This is a genomic window from Aureimonas sp. Leaf454 (assembly GCF_001424685.1).
Lineage (GTDB): Bacteria > Pseudomonadota > Alphaproteobacteria > Rhizobiales > Rhizobiaceae > Plantimonas.
Map to the genome: position 1 here is coordinate 164,065 of NZ_LMQT01000023.1, position 16,286 is coordinate 180,350.

A 16,286-nucleotide genomic window follows, 5' to 3' on the forward strand; every position below is an offset into this window, starting at 1 on the left:
CGATCGATAGAGCGTCGAGGGAAAGGGTGGGAGGCTGGCACGATGACCCGTGCCGTGCTCGTTGGGGCTGCTTCCTTCCGGACCTGACCCGGTTGGCGAGTGGCTCGTCCACCACCAACCTCCCAGGGCTCATATCGCAGGGCTGCGGACCGATTGCAAGGGCCGCGCCGGGCATGCGAAGGATGGCGATGCACCCATTCCAACTCGATTCGCGCCTGGCCCGGGATACGCTCCCCGTCGCGACCCTGGGGCTCTGCGAGCTCCGCCTGATGAACGACCGGCGCTGGCCCTGGGCGATTCTCGTGCCCCGCCGGCCCTCCGTCTCGGAGATCTTCGAGCTGACGCCGCTCGATCAGGCGCTGCTCACCTTCGAGACCGTGACGGTGTCCGAGGCGATGAAGCGAGCGTTCGGTGCAAAGAAGATGAATGTCGGCGCTCTCGGGAACATGGTCGCAATGCTGCATCTCCACATCATCGCGCGCAACGAAGGCGACGCGGGGTGGCCGGGTCCGGTCTGGGGCCACGGCATGGCCGAGGTCTACGATGCCGCGGACGCCGATCGATCCGTCGGGCGGCTGCGCGACGCGGTGCTCGCCTCGTGAGCGGCGGGACCCGGGACCTCCGGCTGGGCTTTGCCGGAAACCGCCTGGAGCGCGGCGGAGAGACACGGACCGCGGAAACGCTCGCGGCGGCGCTCGGCCATTCCGGCGCGCGGGTCTTCGTCGCCGCCGAAGGGTTCTGGCTCTGCCGGGGCGACGGCGAAACGGCGGATCCGGTCCTCGACGTCGCCACGGCCCAAGCGCTCGGCTCGGATCTTTCCGCCGCGGTTCTCCTTGGACACGATGCGTCGGGCGCGCCCTCCCTCGCCGTCACCGCCAGCGCCGCGGCGGGCGAAGGCGCGGGGCTCGCCGCCATGGGGCTGCGCCCGCTGGCGAATGGCGGCGCGCTCGATCCCGACATCGAAGGACAGCTCGGGCAGGCCGAGCACTTCCTGAACTGGCATGCCAAGTCGCGCTTCTGCGGGCGCTGCGGCACGCCGACCGTCCCCGAGGCCGCCGGCTACCGCCGCACGTGCCCCGGCTGCGGCGACACGCACTTTCCCCGGACCGATCCCGTCTCGATCATGCTGATCCACGACGGCGCCGACCGCTGCATTCTCGGCCGCCAGCCGCGCTTCCCCGAGAAGATGTGGTCCTGCCTCGCCGGCTTCATCGAGCCGGGCGAAACGCTGGAGGACGCGGTGCGGCGCGAGACGCTGGAGGAGGCCGGGATCGAGGTCGGGACGGTGAGATATCTCGCCTCGCAGCCCTGGCCGTTTCCAGGCTCGCTGATGATCGGCTGCACGGCGCTCGCCACGAGCTTCGAGGTCTCGTTCGACGGGGAGGAACTGGAGGACTGCCGCTGGTTCCATCGGGACGAGGTCGCGGCCATGATGGCGGGAACGCATGCCGACGGCCTCGCGGCCCCGAAAAGCTTCGCAATCGCCCATCATCTGGTGAAGGCCTTCGTCGACGGATCGACGACGGTCTGATGCTGGCGAGCTCCTGAACCGGGCTCGCCGCAGGACGGTTCACTCGGCCGGCAGCAGAAGCGCGTGCCGGTTCTCCGCCGCGCGATAGACGCCGAGATTGCGGTATTCGGCGGAGAAGAAGCGGAGCTCCTCCAGAGCCCGGGCGACGGCGGGATCGTGGGGATGACCCTCGATATCGGCGTAGAACTGCGTCGCGGAGAAGCTTCCGCCGATCTGGTAGCTCTCCAGCTTCGTCATGTTGATGCCGTTGGTGGCGAAACCGCCGAGCGCCTTGTAGAGGGCGGCCGGAATGTTGCGGACGCGGAAGACGAAGGTCGTCACCACGTCGCGGCTGATATAGGCGCGCTCGGTCTCGTTGAGGCGCGGATCGCGCGGAGCCCAGAGGCTCAAGCGCCGCTCCTCCTCGTCGGCCATGTCGACGCGCTCGGGATCACGCAGGATGACGAAGCGCGTGACGTTGGAATCGCTGTCCTCGACGTTCCGGTCGAGGATGTCGAGGCCGTAATAGCCGGCGGCGAGTTCCGGCGCGAGGGCGGCCTGGCTGCGGTCCGCCATCTCGGAGACCTCGCGGGCCGCGCCCGCCGTATCCCCGGCGACGACCGGCTTCCAGCCGTTGCGCTTCAGAAATTCGCGGCACTGGCCGATCGCATGGACATGGCTGTGGACGGCGCGGATCTCCTCGCGGGCGACGCCCGGCTTCACCATCAGCTGGAAGTGGATCGGCATGAAATGCTCGCCGATGATCTGCAGGCCCGAGCGCGGCATGAGATGGTGGATGTCGGCGACGCGACCGGCGAGCGTGTTCTCGATCGGGATCATGGCGAGTTCGGCCTCGCCGGTCTTCACCGCCTCGAAGGCCTCGTCGAAGGAGGCGCAGGGCATCGGCTCCAGCGCATCGCCGAAGACGGTGCGGCAGGCCATGTCGGAATTGGCGCCGGGTTCGCCCTGGAACGAGATCTTACGAACGCGGCTCATGACCGCTTCTCCTCTTCGAGATGACGGCGAGCGCGTTCGAGATCGGCCGGCGTGTCGACGCCGAGCGGAACCGTGTCGACGATGCCGGCCATGATGGTCATGCCGGCTTCGAGCGCGCGCAGCTGCTCCAGCCGTTCGCGCAGCTCCAGCGTCGAGGCGGGAAGCTCGACGAAGCGCTCCAGCGCCGCGCGGCGATAGGCGTAGATGCCGACATGGTGATAGAGCGGCCCCTCGCCCCAGGGAGCAGTGGCGCGGGTGAAATAGAGAGCCCGCAAGCGATCCGGCGCGACGGGCGTTCCCACCATCTTCACGACGTTCGGATTGGTTCGCTCGGCCTCGTCCGTGATCTCGACGACGAGGGTCGCGATGTCGCAGGACGGATCCTTCAGGGGTTCCAGCACTTGACCGACGATGGACGGATCGATCGTCGGAAGATCGCCCTGGAGGTTGACGACGGTGTCGACCGTTCGGCCGGGATCGATCGACTGCAGCGCCTCGTGGATGCGGTCGGAGCCGGAGACGTGGTCGACCCGCGTCATCGCGCATTCGAAGCCCGCGGAGCGGACGACCTCGGCGATCTCGCCCGCATCCGTCGCGACGACGACGCGGCCGAGGCGCGATGCCGCAGCGCGCTCGGCGACGCGGACGATCATCGGGAGGCCGCCGATATCGGCCAGCGGCTTGCCGGGAAGACGCGTCGAAGCGAGGCGCGAGGGAACGAGGATGAGGACGGACATCGGGGGAAGGAGGGCCTTCGTGAAGAAAGAAGCGCCGGGGGCGATTGAACGCCGCGCTCCGAGGTGTCAAAAGGTCGTTTAGAACGCCTCTTACAGGTGTTGTCTGTTAACCGCAAAGGACCTAGCGTCCGCGCGTTTCGTATCACGTTCGAAGGGCCGCAATGGCGGCCGGCATGTCAGGAGCCGCCGTTCTCATGGATTCCTTAGAGGCCAACAAGATCTTCGGAGCCGTGCTCGGCACGGTCTTCGTCGTGTTCGGCGGCAGCCTGCTCGCGGACGGCTTGTTCCATTCCGAAGCGCCGGAGCAGCCCGGCTACGCGATCGTCGCAGCCGAAGCACCGGCCGACGGCGGCGGCGCACCCGCCGCGGCGGAGGATCCTGCGATCGCCACGCTCATGGTCTCGGCCAATGCCGAGACGGGCGCCAACGAGTTCAAGAAGTGCCAGGCCTGCCATTCCGGCGAGAAGGGCGGACCGAACAAGGTCGGCCCCGATCTCTGGGACATCGTCAACCGCCCGGTCGCGGTCCACGAAGGATTTTCCTATTCGGCGGGCATGAAGGAATTCGCCAAGGGCGGCGAGACGAAGTGGGACTACGACCACCTCTACGGCTTCCTGAAGGCGCCCAAGCAGTATGTCGCGGGCACCGCCATGGGCTTTGCCGGCATCAAGGACCCGCAGGGCCGCGCCGATCTTCTCGCCTATCTGCGCACGCTTTCGGACAGCCCGCCGCCGCTGCCAGAGCCGACGGCGGCCGCCGAGCCGGCTGCCGCGAGCGCCGACGCCGCACCGGCCGCGACCGCGCCGGCCGACGCCCCGGCCGCACCGGCTTCGGGCGCGGAGACCACGACCGAAGGTTCCGGCCCGACGCCGGCGAACACGCCCGCCACGCCGGCTCCCGCCGCAGCGGCGGCCGAAGGCGCGGCTCCGGCGGCTCCTGCGGCAGCACCCGCCGCGCCGGCCCCGGCGGCTCCTGCCCCGGCGGCTCCGGCTGCAGCACCCGCACCCGCCGCACCGGCTGCAGCACCCGCTCCGGCTGCGCCGGCTCCCGCCGCTCCGCAGCAGCAGGGCGCGGTGACGCCCGCCGCTCCCGCCGCGACGGAGGTCGCCAGCGCCGGGGACGCCAAGGCCGGCGCTCAGGTCTTCAAGAAGTGCCAGGCCTGCCATGCCGTCGGCCCGAACGCCGCCAACAAGATCGGCCCCGAGTTGAATGGAATCTACGGCGAGGCCGTCGCCTCGGTGGAAGGCTACGCCTTCTCCCCGGCCCTCAAGGCCTATGCCGGCGCCCATCCGACCTGGGACGACGCCACGCTGACCGCTTGGCTTGCCAACCCCAAGGCCGAAGTGCCCGGCACCAAGATGGCTTTCCCCGGCCTGAAGAAGCCCGAGGACATCGCCAACGTCATCGCGTTCCTGCGCAGCTACGACGAGACGGGCGCAGGCGGACCGCAGTAAGCGGACGATCCAGGCTGAAACGACGAGGGCTCCGCCGCAAGGCCGGAGCCCTTTTCGCATCCGGGTCCCGTCGACCGCGTGCTCACGGACCTTCGGGATCGTGATAGGCCGGTCCGGTTCCACCGTTGGACATGGGTGCTGCGGCGGTTAAGACTTCGTCATGCTCGTTCCTGCGCCGAACGAAGGCCACAGTCTCGAACAAAGCGTGGATATCGACGTCCACCGCATCGGAGGTTCTCCTTGACGCCCATCGCGCGCCGCCTCGTTCCCGCCCTCGCCATCTTGATGGCGGGCGTCTCGGCTCTGCCGGCCACGGCGCAGGACAGCCAGACGGCGACCACGGTCCAGGGGGCTCCCGCCGCGACCCCGCCCGCGCCTCCAGGGAGCGAGCCGGCGTCAGCGTCAGCGACCGCGCCCGTCCCGATCGCACCGGCGGCGCCGGCGACCGCCGCCACGCGGGACTGGCGGATCGGCTCGTCGCTTCTCGGAGAGCTGAAATACCGCGAGGGCTTTCCGCATCTCGACTATGTCAACCCGCAGGCGCCGAAGGGTGGACGGATCCGACTGGACGCCATCGGGAGCTTCGACAGCTTCAATCCCATCGTCTCCAAGGGCGACGTCGTGGAAGGGCTCGGGCTCATCTACGAGACGCTGGCTTCGCCCACCATGGACGAGACCTCGACGAATTACGGGCGGATCGCCGATGCCGTCTCGTTTCCGCCCGACTTCTCGTCCGTGACCTATCGCATCAACCCCAAGGCGCGCTGGCACGACGGACAACCGATCACGCCCGACGACGTGATCTGGAGCTTCCGGTCGCTGAAGGAGGTCAATGCGAGCCAAGGTTTCTATTACCGCCACGTCGTCGAGGCCGCGGCGACGGCCGAGAACGAGGTGACCTTCACCTTCGACGAGAAGAACAATCGCGAGCTTCCCAACATCGTCGGCCAGCTTCTCGTGCTGCCGAAGCACTGGTGGACCGGCAAGGATTCGAACGGGCGACAGCGCGACATCGCGGAGACGACGCTGGAAGCGCCGCTCGGCTCCGGTCCCTACACAATCGCCTCCTCCTCGACGGGACGCGGCATCTCCTACGAGCGCGTGAAGGACTGGTGGGGCGCGGACCTGCCGATCAACATCGGCCAGTACAATTTCGACCGGATCGATTACATCTACTTCCGTGACGACACGGTCGCCTTCGAGGCCTTCAAGGCGAACCAGTTCGACTTCTGGAGCGAGAACAAGGCGTCGCGCTGGGCGACGGGCTACGACTTTCCGGCCGTGCGCAACGGCTGGGTGAAGCAGGCGCGCTTCGAGAACAGCTATCGTTCCTCGGGCCTGATGGTCGGCTTCGTGCCGAACCTGCGCCGCCCGCTCTTCCAGAATGCCGACCTTCGCCGCGCGTTGAACTTCGCGCTCGATTTCGAGACGATGCAGCGTACGCTGTTCTTCGGCGAGTATGTCCGCCCGAACTCCTGGTTCTTCAACACCGAACTCGCCGCGACCGGAACGCCCTCCCCGGTTGAGCTCGCCATCCTGGAGCCGTTGCGCGGGCAGATCCCGGAGACCGCCTTCGCCGGACCGGCCGTCAACCCGGTCAGCGGCGACAATGCCCGGATCCGCGACAATCTGCGCGAGGCCGTGAGGCTTCTGAAGCAGGCAGGCTACGAGCAGCGCGGCGGGCGCATGGTGAACGCCGCGACGGGCGAGCCCCTGTCCTTCGAAATCCTCCTCAACGGCGACGGGCTGTCGGGCGTCGTCGCGCAGTATCAGGAGAGCCTGAAGCGCATCGGCGTCGAGATGCGCATCCGGCCGGTCGATCCCTCGCAATACATCAACCGCATCCGGGCACGCGACTACGACATGATCTACAGCGGCCTCGCCCAGTCGCTCTCGCCGGGCAACGAGCAATACGACTATTTCGGTTCCGCCGCGGCGGACAAGCCGGCCTCCCAGAACTACGCCGGGATCAAGGATCCCGCCGTCGACGAACTGGTGCGCCAGGTGGTGCAGGCCAAGGACCGCGACACGCTCGTCGCCGCCACGCGGGCGCTCGACCGCGTTCTCATGGCGAACCAGTACATCATACCGTCCTATGTTCCCAAGGACGAGCGCGTCGCCTACTGGGACCGCTTCTCGCACCCCGAGCTTCCGGAGTTTTCGGACGGCTGGCCGACGATCTGGTGGTGGGACGAAGCCAAGGCGGCGAAGGTGCCGGCGCAGCAATGAGCACGGCTCTTTCCCGCCTCACCCGCCGGCGACTTCTCCAGGGGCTCGGCGCGGCCGGCCTCGCATCGGCCCTGCCCCTCCGGGCCTTCGCGGACGTTGCGACCGACACGCCGCTGCACGGGCTCTCGGCCTTCGGCGACCTGAAATATCCCGCGAACTTCCAGGCCTTCGACTATGCGACGCCGGAGGCGCCGCAGGGCGGACGGATGAACTATTCCGTGCCGAACTGGATTCTGAACCAGTCGCCGCAGACCTTCGACACGCTGAACACCTTCATCCTCCAAGGCAATGCGCCGCCCCGGATCGAAAGCCTCTATGACGGGCTCATGGTCTCCTCGCTGGACGAGCCGGACAGTCTCTACGGCGCGCTCGCCTCGACGGTCGAGATCTCCGCCGACCGCAACGTCTTCACCTTCGCGCTGCGGCCGGAGGCCAGATTTTCGGACGGCGCGCCGGTAACGGCCGGGGACGTCGCCTTCACCTACCGGACGCTGAAGGAGAAGGGGCATCCCTCCATCGCCGTCTCGCTGCGGGAAATGACCGAAGCGGTCGCCGTCGATGCGCAGACCTTTCGGCTGACCTTTTCGGGGAAGCAGACCTATCAGGAGACGCTGGAGGCCTTCGGACTTCCCGTCGTGCCGGAAGCGTTCTTCGCCGATCGTCCCTTCGAGCGCACAGGCCTCGACGTCATTCCCGGCAGCGGCGGGCGGCGGATCGGGCGCATGGAGGTCGGACGCTTCATCGAATACGAGAAGCGCGAGGACTACTGGGCGAAGGACCTGGCGTTCGCGCGCGGGCTCGATCATTTCCAAACCATCCGCATCGACTTCTTTCGCGACCGCCAACCCGCGCTCGAGGCCTTCAAGAAGGGCGAGATCACCTTCCGCGAGGAGTTCACCACGCGGTCCTGGGCCGTCGAGTACGATTTTCCCGCCGTCGCGGCCGGCCACGTGATCAAGCGCGAATTCCCGGTGGAAACGCGGCCGAAGTTCCAGTGCTGGGCGCTGAACCAGCGTCGGGAGCGCTTCGCCGATCCGCGCGTGCGCCGTGCGATCAATCTCTGCTTCGACTTCGAATGGACGAACCAGAACATTCTCTTCGGACTGCGCACCCATTCGGATTCGCCCTTCGAGGGCTCGCCCTACAAGGCGGCGGGCCGGCCGTCCGAGGCGGAACTCGCGATCCTCGAACCCCTGCGCGGGCAGGTGCCCGAGGGGGTCTTCGGGGACGTCTGGGTCCAGCCGGTCTCGGACGGGACCGGCAACGACCGCAGGCTCCTGCGCGAGGCCGTGAAGCTCTTCGACGAGGCGGGATGGACGCGGCAGGGCTCGGGTCTCGTCAATGGCAAGGGCGAGCCGTTCCGGCTGGAATACATGATCAACGGCGCCGAGCAGCAGCGCGTCTACGGCAAGTTCTTCGACACGCTGCGGCGGATCGGAGTCGATGCGAGCTTCCGGCTGGTGGACGAGGCGCAGTATCAGGACCGGCAGCAGCGCTTCGACTACGACATGATTCTCGCCGCCTTCTCGCTCGGCGCGACGCCGACGCGCGAGGGACTCGGCCTGTTCTTCGGCAGCCGCGCCCGGAACGTGCCGGGGTCCTACAACTTCCCCGGCATCGCCGATCCCGCCGTGGATGCCATCATCGCCAAGGTCGGAGAGGCCACGACGCGCGCGGACCTGACCACCGCCATTCTCTGCCTCGACCGGGTGCTGCGCGCCCGGCTCGACTGGATCCCGAACATCAATGCGGACATGCACCGCGTTGCCTATTGGGACCTCTTCGGCTTCAAGGAGCCGAAACCCGACTATGGCTTCCCCGTCGAATCACTCTGGTGGTACGACGAGGCACGGGCCAAGGCGATCGGCCGGGCCTGATCCCGTGCCGCCCGCCGGGCGGTGATACGATGCGACGACGACGGGAGGCCCATGGGCGCCTATATCCTCCGAAGATTGCTCCTGATGATCCCGACGCTGATCGGCATCATGGCGATCTCCTTTGCCGTCATCCAGTTCGCGCCGGGCGGTCCGGTGGAACAGGTCATCGCGAACCTGCAGGGGCAAGGCGGCTCGGGCGCGGACCGGGTCGGCGGCGGCTCGTCGGATTTCGCGGCGGGGGCGCAAGGGGGCGAATCCACCGGCTATCGCGGCGCGCAGGGGCTGGATCCCGCCTTCATCGAGCGGCTGGAGAAGCAGTTCGGCTTCGACAAGCCGCCGCTCGAGCGCTTCGGCCTGATGATGTGGAACTACATCCGCTTCGACTTCGGCGAGAGCTATTTCCGCTCGGTCTCGGTGATCGACCTCATCCTGGAAAAGATGCCGGTCTCGATCTCGCTCGGGCTCTGGATCACGCTCCTCTCCTACGGCATCTCGATCCCGCTCGGCATCCGCAAGGCCCTGAAGGACGGATCGACCTTCGACACCTGGACGTCGGGCATCATCATCGTCGCCTATGCGATTCCGGGCTTTCTATTCGCGATCCTTCTCATTGTCCTCTTCGCGGGCGGCTCGTTCTACGACCTGTTCCCGCTGCGCGGCCTCACCTCGGACAATTTTGCCGAGATGTCCTGGCCGCAGAAGATCGCCGACTATTTCTGGCATTTGACGCTGCCGCTCATCGCTCTCTCGCTCTCGGCCTTCGCGACGACGACGCTGCTCACGAAGAACTCCTTCCTCGACGAGATCCGCAAGCAGTACGTGACCACGGCACGCGCCAAGGGACTGACCGAAAACCGCGTGCTCTACGGGCACGTCTTCCGCAACGCGATGCTGATCATCGTGGCGGGCTTTCCCGGCGCCTTCATCTCCGCCTTCTTCGCGGGCTCGCTCCTGATCGAGACGATCTTCTCGCTGGACGGCCTCGGTCTCCTCGGCTTCGAGAGCATCTACAAGCGCGACTATCCCGTCGTGTTCGCGACGCTCTACATCTTCTCGCTGCTCGGACTCGTGACGACGCTGCTCTCCGACCTCACCTACACCTGGATCGATCCGCGCATCGACTTCGAGCGGAGGGACGTCTGATGGACGGCACACGCGATCCGCACGCCCTGGACGCGAGCGCGCCGAAGGAGCGCGTGCCCGAAGCGGCCGAAGCCCGGCAGGATGCCCGCGCCGATACGTCCGGCATCGCGCAGATGGCGCCGGCGGCACAGGTCGTGCGCTCGCGCCTGTCGCCGATCAACCAGCGACGCCTCCAGAACTTCAAGGCCAACCGGCGGGGGCTCTGGTCCTTCTGGATCTTCCTCGTTCTCTTCGTGGTCACGATGTTCGCTGAGGTCGTCGCCAACGACAGGCCGCTGATCGTGTCCTACAAGGGCGAGTATTACGCTCCGCTCTTCGTCGACTACCCGGAAGAGGTCTTCGGGGGCTTCCTGCCGGTGACGAACTACCGCGATCCGTTCGTGCAGGAGGAGATCACCGCGAACGGCTGGATGATCTGGCCGCCGATCCGCTATTCTTATCGCACCGTCAACAACGAGATTCCGACGCCCGCGCCCTCCGCGCCCTCCTGGACCTTCACCAAGGAGGAGCTTTGCGTCCGCTATCCCCAAGGGGTCGCCGATCCCAACTGCACCTACGGCAACTACAACTGGCTCGGCACGGACGACCAGGCGCGCGACGTGCTCGCGCGGCTGATCTACGGATTCCGGATCTCGGTCCTGTTCGGGTTGATCCTGACGGGCCTCTCCGCCGTCATCGGCGTCTTCGCGGGCGCGGTGCAGGGCTATTTCGGCGGGTGGGTGGATCTTCTCTTCCAGCGCTTCATCGAGATCTGGTCCTCGATCCCGGTGCTCTACCTTCTCCTCATCATCGCCGCGATCCTGCCGCCGGGCTTCTGGATCCTGCTCGGGATCATGCTCCTCTTTTCCTGGGTCGCCTTCGTCGGCGTGGTGCGCGCCGAATTCCTGCGGGCGCGCAACTTCGAATATGTCAACGCCGCGCGCTCGCTCGGCGTCGGCGACTGGACGATCATGGTCCGCCATCTCCTGCCGAACGCGATGGTCGCGACGCTGACCTTCCTGCCTTTCATTCTCAACGGCTCGATCACGACGCTCACCTCGCTCGACTTTCTCGGCTTCGGCCTGCCGCCCGGCAGCCCGTCCCTCGGCGAGCTTCTTCAGCAGGGCAAGAACAACCTTCAGGCGCCCTGGCTCGGCATATCGGGCTTCGTGGTGCTGTCGCTGATGCTGTCGCTCCTGGTCTTCGTCGGGGAAGCGGTGCGAGATGCGTTCGATCCGAGGAAGAGTTTCCGGTAGGGTGGGATCATGAGCAACCGCCGATCCGACTCGCCCCAAAGCCAAGCCGATAATCATTCGGCAGCAGACCTTGCCGCGCTCCCTGGTCCGATTTCTCTCGATGGAGATCGGCAAACCCGCTGGGCCAGCGTCATGGAGATGATCAAAGCCTATCACGCCTCTCCGGATTTCAAACCGATCGCGGACGGCGAGTCGGTCGACCGCATTCGAGCCTTGCGAGACGAGTGGGACTGATGGCTTCGGTCTACGTCGACACGAACGCAGTCATTCGTCTTGTGGAAGAAGGACATGCAGGGCTGAGAGAGCTCTTTGCAGGCGGTCGCGACGAAGCCTCGCGGTTGGTGACGAGCGAACTGACGCCGGCGGAAGTTCTGGTCGGTCCGCTGCAGGCGCAATCGACCCGGCTGCTGCAGGTCTGCGAAACGCTGCTCGCAGACCCGATCATGATTCAGACCGTTCCCATCGATCGGTCGGTCCCGCGGAAAAGCGCGCAGATCAAGGCGACGTTCGGGGGCAAGTTGCCTGACGCCATCCATATCGCGACAGCCCTTCTCTCCGGCGGCATCGCGATCCTCTCATCCGACAGACGACGGCGAATGCCTGCAGAATTGCGGCGCATCGATATCGAGGCTGTCGACAAACGGGGTGAATGGTCATGACCACTCACGATCACGCCGGACACTCCCACGACCATGGCCCCGGCGGCCACGACCACGACCATGCCGGCCATGCCAGCGAGAGGCGCATCCTCTTCGCGGCGGTGCTGACCGGCACGTTCATGCTGGCGGAGATCGCGGGCGGGCTGTTCTCGGGCTCGCTGGCGCTGCTTGCCGATGCCGGGCACATGTTCATCGATTTCGCGGGGCTGGCCCTCGCGGTCTTCGCGATCCGGCTGTCGCGGCGACCGGCGGATGCGCGGCGGAGCTATGGCTACGGCCGCTTCCAGATCCTCGTCGCCTATTCCAACGGGCTCGTCCTCTTCGGCGTGGCCGGCATCATCCTCTACGAGGCGATCCGGCGCATCGCGGCGCCGGTCGAGGTGATGGGCGGCCCCATGCTCGTCGTCGCCGTGGGCGGACTGGTCGTCAACATCGCGAGCTTCTTCGTCCTGCACGGCGGCGACAAGGACGACCTCAACCTGCGCGGCGCGCTCCTTCACGTCATGGGCGATCTCCTCGGCTCGGTCGCGGCCATCGCGGCGTCGCTCGTGATCCTGTGGACGGGCTGGATGCCGATCGACCCGATCCTCTCGGTCCTCGTCGCCGTATTGATCCTCGGCAATGCCGGCCGTCTCGTGCGCGACTCCGCCCATATCCTGCTCGAAGGTACGCCCACGGGCGTCGAGGGGACGACCATCGCGGCGACCCTTGCGGCAGAGGTGGCCGGCGTCGAGGACGTCCACCACGTCCATTGCTGGGCCCTCACCTCGAAGCGACGCGCGGCGACGCTTCACGTCCGGCTGTCGCCGCAGGCCGACAGCCATGAGACCGTGACGGCGGTGAAGCGCCTGCTCGCGGCACGCTTCTCCATCGAGCACGCCACGGTGGAAGCCGAGTGGGAGACCTGCGCCGATCTCGGTCTCGACCCGATGGAACATGGTCACGGCCATGCCGCCGGCGATCACCATCGTCATGGACACGGCCAAGCCCACGGACACGACCATGGGCATGAACCGGGTCCTGGCGACCATCGGCACGGCGCCGATGATCGGGGCCACGCACATGCCCGAAGCCGCGCGACGCCGCGCCCATCCGACGGAGTTCCCGCTTGAGCGCGCTCGCATCCACGCCCTCCGCCTCTTCCGATCGCCCGCTCCTGTCGGTCGAGGGTCTGCAGGTCGCCTTCACGCAGGGCGGCCGGACGACCGTCGCCGTCAAGGGCGTCTCCTTCACGGTCGGCGCCGGCGAGACGGTCGCGCTGGTCGGCGAGTCCGGATCGGGCAAGTCCGTCTCGGCGCTGTCGATCCTGAAGCTCCTGCCCTATCCCGCCGCCAGCCATCCCGGCGGCGCGGTCTACTATCGCGGCGAGAACCTCATCGACGACGACGAGCGGGATCTTCGCCGGGTGCGCGGCAACAAGATCTCGATGATCTTCCAGGAGCCGATGTCGTCGCTCAATCCGCTGCACACGATCGAGCGGCAGGTCGGAGAGGTCTTGAAGCTCCATCGCGGCGTGTCCACGGACGAAGCGCGGCGGCGCACGCTGGAACTCCTGCATCAGGTCGGCATCCGCGATCCGGAAAAGCGCCTGGGCGCCTATCCGCACCAGCTCTCCGGCGGCCAGCGCCAGCGCGTGATGATCGCGATGGCGCTCGCCAACGAGCCCGATCTCCTGATCGCCGACGAACCGACGACCGCGCTCGACGTGACGGTCCAGGCCCAGATCCTCGAGCTTCTGAAGGTCCAGCAGCAGAAGCGCGGCATGGCGCTGCTCTTCATCACCCACGACCTCGGCATCGTGCGCAAGATCGCGGACCGCGTCTGCGTCATGTATCGCGGCGAGATCGTCGAGACCGGATCGACCGAGGAGATCTTCCAGAATCCGCAGCATCACTACACGCGCCATCTCCTCGCCGCCGAGCCTCGCGGCGCACCGCCGCCGGCCAACGTCAATGCGCCGCTGGTCATGGAAGCGAAGGACGTGAAGGTCTGGTTTCCGATCCGCAGCGGTCTCTTCCGGAAGGTGAGCGACCATGTGAAAGCGGTCGACGGCGTCGATCTGGAGCTTCGCGCCGGCCAGACGGTCGGCGTCGTCGGCGAATCCGGCTCGGGCAAGACCACGCTCGGCCTCGCGCTGTGCCGCATGATCTCCTCGAAGGGCGCGATCACGTTCGAGGGCGAACGGATCGACCAGCTCTCGTTCAAGGCGATGCGGCCCCTTCGCAAACGAATCCAGATCGTGTTCCAGGACCCGTTCGGCTCCCTCTCGCCGCGCATGTCGATCGCCGACATCATCGGCGAGGGCCTCGCGGTGCACGAGCCCAAGCTCTCCGCGGATGCGCGCGACGAAAGAGTGGTCTCCGCGCTCGGCGAGGTCGGGCTCGATCCGCAGACACGGTTCCGCTATCCGCACGAATTCTCCGGCGGCCAGCGACAGCGCGTCGCCATCGCCCGCGCCATGGTTCTCAACCCGCGCTTCGTCATGCTGGACGAGCCGACCTCCGCGCTGGACATGAGCGTGCAGGCGCAGGTCGTCGACCTCCTGCGCGATCTGCAGAAGAAGCACGACCTCGCCTATCTCTTCATCAGCCACGATCTGCGCGTGGTGCGCGCTCTGGCCAACGAGGTCATCGTGATGCGCAACGGGCAGGTGGTCGAACGCGGGCCGTCCACCGAGATCTTCGAGCGGCCGAAGACCGACTACACGAAGGCGCTGATGGCCGCCGCCTTCAACATCGAGACAGCGCCGGCGGGAATCGTATCGCAATGAGAGACAGCCATTACCGCGACGCCCTCGCCGACCAGCCGCTCGACCTCGGGCCGATCCGGCGCGAGCGGCTGCACGACGGCTTCCGTCCCTTCGAGCGGATGACGCTCACCCATCGCTCGATCGACGGCACGCGCGAGGTCGGCCCTCTGTCCCGCGAGATCCTGTCGACCGGCTCGGTCGCGATCGTCGTGCCCTACGATCCCGTGCTGGACGCGATCGTGGTGCTCCGGCAGTTCCGCATCGGCGCCGCTTTGAAGACGCCGAACGCCGCCGCCATCGAACTCCCGGCCGGGTTGATCGACGAGGGCGAGCCGGCCGATGCCGGGGCTGCGCGCGAACTGAAGGAGGAGACGGGACTGGAAGCGCTGGCGATCGAGCGCTGCTTCACCATGATGGCATCGCCCGGTCTCACCGACGAATACGCGATCGTCTTCCTCGCGCTCGTCGATGCCTCCGATCTCGCCGATCGGGCTGGGCTCGCCGACGAGCACGAGGACATCAGACCGATCCTCGCGCCCGTCGATGCGCTGATCGAAGCCGTCGATGCGGGCCGCTGCGAGAACGGCTTCCTCATCGCCTGCACGCACTGGTTCGCCCGACTGGGCCGGGCGCACGCCGCGTCGCTTCGCGCCGACATCGCGGTGGAGCGCGCGCTTTGAGCGTTCTTCTCTCGATCTCGGGCTATTCCTCCACCGCTTGGCTGGACGCGCTCCAAAGCGCCCTGCCGGACCGGCGGATCGTCACGGAGCCCGCGAGCGCCAAGGACGGCGAAATCCGCTATGCCGTCGTCTGGAAGCAGCCGGAGGGACTCCTGGCGAGCCTGCCGAACCTCCAGGCGATCTTCTCCATCGGAGCGGGCGTCGATCACATCCTGCGCGACCAGACTCTGCCGGACGTTCCGATCGCGCGCATCGTCGCCGAGGATCTGACCGGTCGAATGAGCGAATATGTCGTCTGGCGCGTGCTCGACCATCTGCGCCGCGGCTTCGCCTATCGCGCGCAGCAGGCGCTCGGCCAGTGGAACGAGCGGGTTCAGCCGGCCGCCTCCGCGCTCACCGTCGGCATCATGGGCCTCGGCGAACTCGGACGCGACGCCGCGGAAAAGCTGAAATTCTTCGGCTTCAAGCTCGCGGGATGGTCGCGAACGAGAAAGGAACTTCCCGGCGTCGTCTGCTTGGCCGGAGACGAGGAACTGACGGATTTCCTCGGCATGACCGACATCCTCGTCGTCCTTCTCCCGAACACGCCGGCAACGACCGGCATTCTCGATGCCGGTCTCCTCGCCCGGCTGAAGCGCACGTCGCCGCTCGGGGGCCCCGTCCTCATCAATGCCGGGCGCGGCGCGCTGCAGGTGGAGGCGGACATTCTCGCCGCGCTGGAAAGCGGCACGCTGCTGGAGGCTTCGCTGGACGTCTTCGAGACGGAGCCCCTCCCGGCATCGAGCCCCCTCTGGCGTCATCCCCGCGTCTTCGTCACGCCCCATGCCGCCGCGAGTTCCGACCCGGATGCGCTCGTTCCGCTCATCGCGCGTCAGATCGAGGCTTGCGAGCGGGGAGAGCCGCTGCAACATCTGGTGGACCGTCGGGCGGGATACTGAAGCGTCGTGCCGGGGTATCGGATGCGTCCTGCCGGATCCGTTCGGTCCGATGCCTGCGACCTCGAACCCGAGGCCCCGG

General features: G+C 67.1%; 15 protein-coding genes and 1 other RNA gene. 13 read left to right on the forward strand and 3 right to left on the reverse strand.

What is annotated here, in order from left to right:
* Positions 1 to 26 precede the first annotated feature (26 nt).
* An RNA gene (gene ffs, locus ASG43_RS22340) (signal recognition particle sRNA small type) lies at positions 27 to 123 on the reverse strand.
* Positions 124 to 188: 65 nt separating this feature from the next.
* Between ffs and ASG43_RS18480 the strand changes: the two genes are divergently transcribed.
* A complete protein-coding gene (locus ASG43_RS18480) occupies positions 189 to 602 on the forward strand; it encodes an HIT family protein (RefSeq protein ID WP_056508156.1) in 414 nt (137 codons plus the stop codon).
* Positions 599 to 1,531: an NAD(+) diphosphatase gene (gene nudC / locus ASG43_RS18485; RefSeq protein WP_056508157.1), complete on the forward strand. Its 933-nt coding sequence runs from the start codon at positions 599 to 601 to the stop codon at positions 1,529 to 1,531. Before ASG43_RS18480 ends, nudC begins: the two co-directional genes overlap by 4 nt.
* Before the next feature lie 39 nt (positions 1,532 to 1,570).
* Here the strand turns inward: nudC and ASG43_RS18490 are convergent, their stop codons facing one another.
* On the reverse strand, positions 1,571 to 2,506 hold the full coding sequence (locus ASG43_RS18490; protein ID WP_056508158.1) for a prephenate dehydratase: 936 nt from the start codon (positions 2,504 to 2,506) through the stop codon (positions 1,571 to 1,573).
* Complete coding sequence (locus tag ASG43_RS18495) at positions 2,503 to 3,243, reverse strand: 3-deoxy-manno-octulosonate cytidylyltransferase (RefSeq protein WP_056508159.1); 741 nt, start codon at positions 3,241 to 3,243, stop codon at positions 2,503 to 2,505. The genes ASG43_RS18490 and ASG43_RS18495 overlap by 4 nt, the downstream gene beginning before the upstream one ends.
* Positions 3,244 to 3,437: 194 nt before the next feature.
* On the opposite strand from ASG43_RS18495, the gene ASG43_RS23810 reads away from it, so the two are divergent.
* From ASG43_RS23810 to ASG43_RS18545, 11 genes are all read left to right on the forward strand, one after another.
* A complete protein-coding gene (locus tag ASG43_RS23810) occupies positions 3,438 to 4,697 on the forward strand; it encodes a cytochrome c family protein (protein WP_156386776.1) in 1,260 nt (419 codons plus the stop codon).
* A 240-nt stretch (positions 4,698 to 4,937) separates the two neighbouring features.
* Complete coding sequence (locus tag ASG43_RS18505; protein ID WP_244488159.1) at positions 4,938 to 6,926, forward strand: extracellular solute-binding protein; 1,989 nt, start codon at positions 4,938 to 4,940, stop codon at positions 6,924 to 6,926.
* A complete protein-coding gene (locus ASG43_RS18510) occupies positions 6,923 to 8,803 on the forward strand; it encodes an extracellular solute-binding protein (RefSeq protein ID WP_056508160.1) in 1,881 nt (626 codons plus the stop codon). The genes ASG43_RS18505 and ASG43_RS18510 overlap by 4 nt, the downstream gene beginning before the upstream one ends.
* Before the next feature lie 51 nt (positions 8,804 to 8,854).
* On the forward strand, positions 8,855 to 9,946 hold the full coding sequence (locus ASG43_RS18515) for a microcin C ABC transporter permease YejB (protein WP_056508161.1): 1,092 nt from the start codon (positions 8,855 to 8,857) through the stop codon (positions 9,944 to 9,946).
* Positions 9,947 to 10,059: 113 nt separating this feature from the next.
* On the forward strand, positions 10,060 to 11,181 hold the full coding sequence (locus ASG43_RS18520; RefSeq protein ID WP_056508412.1) for an ABC transporter permease: 1,122 nt from the start codon (positions 10,060 to 10,062) through the stop codon (positions 11,179 to 11,181).
* Positions 11,182 to 11,190: 9 nt separating this feature from the next.
* Entirely contained in the window at positions 11,191 to 11,415 is a 225-nt protein-coding gene (locus ASG43_RS22965; RefSeq protein WP_156386777.1) for a hypothetical protein, read from the forward strand.
* Positions 11,415 to 11,840: a PIN domain-containing protein gene (locus tag ASG43_RS18525; RefSeq protein ID WP_056508162.1), complete on the forward strand. Its 426-nt coding sequence runs from the start codon at positions 11,415 to 11,417 to the stop codon at positions 11,838 to 11,840. Before ASG43_RS22965 ends, ASG43_RS18525 begins: the two co-directional genes overlap by 1 nt.
* Positions 11,837 to 12,952, forward strand: coding sequence for a cation diffusion facilitator family transporter (locus ASG43_RS18530; protein ID WP_348271091.1), 1,116 nt, complete (start codon positions 11,837 to 11,839; stop codon positions 12,950 to 12,952). Before ASG43_RS18525 ends, ASG43_RS18530 begins: the two co-directional genes overlap by 4 nt.
* Positions 12,949 to 14,610, forward strand: coding sequence for an ABC transporter ATP-binding protein (locus ASG43_RS18535; protein ID WP_056508163.1), 1,662 nt, complete (start codon positions 12,949 to 12,951; stop codon positions 14,608 to 14,610). The genes ASG43_RS18530 and ASG43_RS18535 overlap by 4 nt, the downstream gene beginning before the upstream one ends.
* On the forward strand, positions 14,607 to 15,269 hold the full coding sequence (locus ASG43_RS18540; protein WP_056508164.1) for an NUDIX hydrolase: 663 nt from the start codon (positions 14,607 to 14,609) through the stop codon (positions 15,267 to 15,269). Before ASG43_RS18535 ends, ASG43_RS18540 begins: the two co-directional genes overlap by 4 nt.
* Positions 15,266 to 16,207 carry a glyoxylate/hydroxypyruvate reductase A gene (locus tag ASG43_RS18545; protein ID WP_056508165.1) on the forward strand — a complete coding sequence of 314 codons (942 nt, stop codon included), beginning with the start codon at positions 15,266 to 15,268 and terminating at the stop codon, positions 16,205 to 16,207. Before ASG43_RS18540 ends, ASG43_RS18545 begins: the two co-directional genes overlap by 4 nt.
* Positions 16,208 to 16,286: the final 79 nt, after the last annotated feature.

Coding starts and splice junctions, on each gene's coding strand:
- ASG43_RS18480 (WP_056508156.1), top strand. CDS start 189: ATGCACCCATTCCAACTCGATTCGCGCCTGGCCCGGGATACGCTCCCC.
- ASG43_RS18490 (WP_056508158.1), bottom strand. CDS start 2,506: ATGAGCCGCGTTCGTAAGATCTCGTTCCAGGGCGAACCCGGCGCCAAT.
- ASG43_RS18495 (WP_056508159.1), bottom strand. CDS start 3,243: ATGTCCGTCCTCATCCTCGTTCCCTCGCGCCTCGCTTCGACGCGTCTT.
- ASG43_RS23810 (WP_156386776.1), top strand. CDS start 3,438: ATGGATTCCTTAGAGGCCAACAAGATCTTCGGAGCCGTGCTCGGCACG.
- ASG43_RS18510 (WP_056508160.1), top strand. CDS start 6,923: ATGAGCACGGCTCTTTCCCGCCTCACCCGCCGGCGACTTCTCCAGGGG.
- ASG43_RS18515 (WP_056508161.1), top strand. CDS start 8,855: ATGGGCGCCTATATCCTCCGAAGATTGCTCCTGATGATCCCGACGCTG.
- ASG43_RS18520 (WP_056508412.1), top strand. CDS start 10,060: ATGGCGCCGGCGGCACAGGTCGTGCGCTCGCGCCTGTCGCCGATCAAC.
- ASG43_RS22965 (WP_156386777.1), top strand. CDS start 11,191: ATGAGCAACCGCCGATCCGACTCGCCCCAAAGCCAAGCCGATAATCAT.
- ASG43_RS18525 (WP_056508162.1), top strand. CDS start 11,415: ATGGCTTCGGTCTACGTCGACACGAACGCAGTCATTCGTCTTGTGGAA.
- ASG43_RS18530 (WP_348271091.1), top strand. CDS start 11,837: ATGACCACTCACGATCACGCCGGACACTCCCACGACCATGGCCCCGGC.
- ASG43_RS18540 (WP_056508164.1), top strand. CDS start 14,607: ATGAGAGACAGCCATTACCGCGACGCCCTCGCCGACCAGCCGCTCGAC.